The sequence below is a fragment of the Glycomyces endophyticus genome (assembly GCF_039531525.1).
GTDB lineage: Bacteria > Actinomycetota > Actinomycetes > Mycobacteriales > Micromonosporaceae > Glycomyces > Glycomyces endophyticus.
Genome location: NZ_BAAAQF010000014.1, coordinates 1 through 4,306, shown reverse-complemented (window position 1 = coordinate 4,306; position 4,306 = coordinate 1). Strand labels below are relative to the sequence as shown.

At 57.7% G+C, this 4,306-nt stretch carries 3 rRNA genes; all 3 read left to right on the top strand.

Annotated elements, in window-relative coordinates:
* Nucleotides 1-504, top strand: a 16S ribosomal RNA gene (locus ABD419_RS17380); the annotation flags it as partial.
* A 385-nt stretch (nt 505-889) separates the two neighbouring features.
* Nucleotides 890-4,006: ribosomal RNA gene (locus ABD419_RS17375) — 23S ribosomal RNA — on the top strand.
* Nucleotides 4,007-4,181: 175 nt separating this feature from the next.
* Nucleotides 4,182-4,298: ribosomal RNA gene (gene rrf / locus ABD419_RS17370) — 5S ribosomal RNA — on the top strand.
* The last annotated feature ends 8 nt before the right edge of the window (nt 4,299-4,306 follow it).

The following is a 4,306-nucleotide window of genomic DNA, read 5'->3' as shown; positions in this document are numbered from 1 at the left end:
ACAGGTGGTGCATGGCTGTCGTCAGCTCGTGTCGTGAGATGTTGGGTTAAGTCCCGCAACGAGCGCAACCCTTATCCCGTGTTGCCAGCATTCAGTTGGGGACTCACGGGAGACTGCCGGGGTTAACTCGGAGGAAGGTGGGGATGAGGTCAAGTCATCATGCCCCTTATGTCTAGGGCTTCACGCATGCTACATTGGCCGGTACAGCGGGTTGCGATACCGTGAGGTGGAGCGAATCCCTGTAAAGCCGGTCTTGGTTCGGATTCGAGTCTGCAACTCGACTCGATGAAGGTGGAGTCGCTAGTAATCGCAGATCAGCAACGCTGCGGTGAATGCGTTCCCGGGCCTTGTACACACCGCCCGTCACGTCATGAAAGTTGGCAACACCCGAAGCCTGCGGCCTAACCGGTTTACCGGAGGGAGTGGTCGAAGGTGGGGCTGGCGATTAGGACGAAGTCGTAACAAGGTAGCCGTACCGGAAGGTGCGGCTGGATCACCTCCTTTCTAAGGAGTCCCGACCCCCTCACCGAGGGGCGTCAACCATCCGCTCCGGCTCTGTGCCGGTCCGGTCGTCATCAGGCGGTCGGGTTTTCAGCGGGTGTGTATGGACTAAATGTTTTAAATGGTGTGTCGACTACACGTTGTCTGGACGAGTAAGACTCGTTCCCATCCTTGAGACCCATGGTCTCTGCGCCGAATCGGATCTCTGGTTCGTTCGGTGTGGTGATTGTGGGTCTCGCACCCTGTTGGGGTTCTGAGGCAATACGTCTCGGAGCCTGGTCCTGTCGAAATCGCTGCTGGTAGTGGTGGGCTTGGCGGGGCTGGTGTGTTGTTTGAGATTTGTATAGTGTGCGTGAGTGTCTTTGTTTCTATCTGACTTGGCCGTGTTGGTTAAGTTGTGTAGGGCGCATGGTGGATGCCTTGGTGCCGGATGACCGATGAAGGACGTGTGAGGCTGCGATATGCCTGGGGGAGTTGCCAACTGGACTGTGATCCCAGGGTTTCCGAATGGGGTAACCTGGCCGGCTTGATGGCCGGTCGCGCCTGCCTGAATGTATAGGGCGGGTGGTGGTGTGGCGGGGAAGTGAAACATCTCAGTACCTGCTGTGGAGAAAACAAGAGTGATTCCGTCAGTAGCGGCGAGCGAAAGCGGAGGAGGCTAAACCTGGTTCGTGTGATAGCCGGCAGGCGTTGCGGGTCAGGGGTTGTGGGACGTTTCCGTCAGTTTCTGCCGAGACTGGGTTCACGCATCAGCAGCTAGTCGAACGGTGTGGGAAAGCCGACCGGAGAGGGTGAGAGTCCCGTAGGTGAAGGTTGTTGGTGGTGTTCGGGGAACGCACCCGAGTAGCGCGGGTTTCGTGGAGGCTCGTGTGAATCTGGCAGGACCGTCTGCTAAGCCTAAAGAGGTCCGGTGACCGATAGTGGATAGTACCGTGAGGGAATGGTGAAAAGTACCCCGGGAGGGGAGTGAAAGAGTGCCTGAAACCATGTGCCTGTAAACCGTCAGAGCCCGGCAGTGTCTTCGGATGCTGTAGGCGGGTGATGGCGTGCCTTTTGAAGAATGAGCCTGCGAGTTATGGTATGCCGCGAGGTTAAGCCGTGTGGTGGAGCCGGAGCGAAAGCGAGTCTGAATAGGGCGTCGAGTGGTGTGTTGTAGACCCGAAGCGGGGTGATCTACCCATGTCCAGGGTGAAGCGGCTGTAAGAGGTCGTGGAGGCCCGAACCCACCTAGGTTGCAAACTGGGGGGATGAGGTGTGGGTAGGGGTGAAAGGCCAATCAAACTCCGTGATAGCTGGTTCTCCCCGAAATGCATTTAGGTGCAGCGTCGCATGTTGCTCCGTGGTGGTAGGGCGCTGGTTGGGTGATGGGCCGTGTCGGTTACTGAGCTCAGCTAAACTTCGAATGCCATGGTGTTGAGTGCGGCAGTGAGTCGGCGGGTGAGAAGATCCGTCGTCGAGAGGGAAACAGCCCAGATTACCGGCTAAGGCCCCTAAGGGTGCACTGAGTGGAAAAGGATGTGGGGTCGCGTTGACAGCCAGGAGGTTGGCTTAGAAGCAGCCATCCTTGAAAGAGTGCGTAATAGCTCACTGGTCGAGTGGTTTTGCGCCGATAATGTAGCGGGGCTGAAGTGCACCGCCGAAGCCGTAGCAATGCCGTGCACCTTCGGGTGTGCGGGTTGGGTAGGGGAGCGTCGTACATGGGGTGAAGCTCCGGGGTGACCCATGGGGTGGACTTTGTACGAGTGAGAATGCAGGCATGAGTAGCGAAACACAGGTGAGAATCCTGTGCGCCGATTGACTAAGGGTTCCAGGGGACGGTTGTTCCGCCCTGGGTTAGTCTGGGCCTAAGGCGAGGCCGAGAGGCGTAGTCGATGGATAACCGGTTGATATTCCGGTACCCGAGTGCCGCGTATGAGTGATAGCGGTTGTGCTAACCGGCTGCAAGCCGGCAGCGACCAGCCTTCGGGTTGGATGTTGTCAGTGAGTGGTTGGGGTCCTTTCCGTGTGTAGCGTAGTGATGGGGTGACGCAGTGGGGTAGCCGTACCGTCTGGTGGATTAGGCGGGGTAAGGTGGTAGCCCGCATTCCTAGGCAAATCCGGGAATGCTGTCTTCGATGACGAGGGTGAGCGCTGAAGCATAGCTCTTTCGAGTGAATTCGGTGATCCCGTGCTGTCGAGAAAAGCCTCTAGCGAGTGGTAGTCGGCCAGTACCCTAAACCGACACTGGTGGTCAGGTAGAGTATACTGAGGCGTTCGAGTGATGTGTGGTTAAGGAACTCGGCAAATTGCCTCCGTAACTTCGGGAGAAGGAGGGCCCTTTCTGGTGGTGCGTGCGCACGGAAGCTGGAGGGGGTTGCAGAGGCCAGGGGGAAGCGACTGTTTACTAAAAACACAGGTCCATGCGAAGCCGTGAGGTGAGGTATATGGACTGACGCCTGCCCGGTGCTGGAACGTTAAGAGGATCCATCAAGGCTTCGGCCTGCAGTGGTGAATTGAAGCGCCAGTAAACGGCGGTGGTAACTATAACCATCCTAAGGTAGCGAAATTCCTTGTCGGGTAAGTTCCGACCTGCACGAATGGCGTAACGACTTCCCCGCTGTCTCAACCACATGCTCGGCGAAATTGCAGTACGAGTAAAGATGCTCGTTTCGCGCGGCAGGACGGAAAGACCCCGGGACCTTTACTATAGCTTGGTATTGGCATATTGTCTGGTTTGTGTAGGATAGGCGGGAGCCTGGGAAGCTGCGACGCTAGTCGTGGTGGAGGTGTTGGTGAAATACCGCTCTGACTAAATGATGTGTCTCACCCGCGGCCCTGATCGGGTCGGGGGACAGTGCCTGGTGGGTAGTTTAACTGGGGCGGTTGCCTCCTAAATGGTAACGGAGGCGCCCAATGGTACCCTCGGGCCGGTTGGAAACCGGTCGGTGAGTGTAAGCGTAGAAGGGTGCTTGACTGTGAGACCGACGGGTCGAGCAGGTGCGAAAGCAGGGGCTAGTGATCCGGCACCAACGTACGGATGTGGTGTCGCTCAACGGATAAAAGGTACCCCGGGGATAACAGGCTGATCTTCCCCAAGAGTCCATATCGACGGGATGGTTTGGCACCTCGATGTCGGCTCGTCGCATCCTGGGGCTGGAGTTGGTCCCAAGGGTTGGGCTGTTCGCCCATTAAAGCGGCACGCGAGCTGGGTTTAGAACGTCGTGAGACAGTTCGGTCCCTATCCGCCGCGCGCGTAAGAGATTTGATGAAGGGCTGTCCCTAGTACGAGAGGACCGGGATGGACGAACCGCTGGTGTGCCAGTTGTACCGCCAGGTGCATGGCTGGTTGGCTACGTTCGGGAGCGATAACCGCTGAAAGCATCTAAGCGGGAAGCGTGCTTCGAGATGAGATCTCTGTCAGCGTCAGCTGGTGAGGCGCCCTAAAGATGATGGGGTTGATAGGCCCGACATGGAAGAGCAGCAATGCTTGGAGTGGACGGGTACTAACCGCCGAGAACTTAACACAACACAACGGCCCGCCGAAAGGCATATAGGTCGGATGGAAACGACATTCACGCACACTATGCGATTCTGAGACAACACGCTCAGGCTCGAACCCCGACACCGGTGACGCTCGCGTCCCCGGGAGCGGGAGCTCGCCGAGCAGACACAAGCCGGCCACACCGTGGCCGCGAGGTTTGTTTGGTGGTGAGAGCGGAAGTGACACACCCGGTCCCATTCCGAACCCGGTCGTTACGGCTTCCAGCGCCGATGGTACTGCACTCGAGAGGGTGTGGGAGAGCAGGACACCGCCAAACATGAACAT